Annotated in this window: 1 protein-coding gene; it reads right to left on the bottom strand. The window is 28.7% G+C overall.

The window, feature by feature from the left end; all coding sequences use genetic code 11:
- On the bottom strand, positions 1-220 hold a 220-nt coding region (locus tag FOF46_RS31250; RefSeq protein ID WP_143919304.1), incomplete at its 3' end, for a DUF4372 domain-containing protein.
- Positions 221-261: the final 41 nt, after the last annotated feature.

Raw genomic sequence — 261 nt, 5'->3', positions numbered from 1 at the left:
CTTTAAAGCTAGTATTTGCAATGCTTTTAAAAGCTAGAGAATGATAAAATTCTTCCATGACTCGCAAACTATTCTGCTTTACATTTAGCATGGAAAACAACAATAATTGAAACATGGTCTGACCATCAAGTTTCTTAATTTGATAATCCACTTTATAGTCCAATGATAATTTTTCTAATTCATCCTTTGGAATATAATTTAAAACTTCTGAAACCTTCATAGTTTCTCCCTAAATTACATAATTTTAAGGTTTCGAACACT

The organism is Aquimarina algiphila (assembly GCF_007489275.1).
Taxonomy (GTDB): Bacteria; Bacteroidota; Bacteroidia; order Flavobacteriales; family Flavobacteriaceae; genus Aquimarina; species Aquimarina algiphila.
Note: the sequence above shows the minus strand (reverse complement) of the source record. Positions and strands in the feature narration are given on the sequence as shown.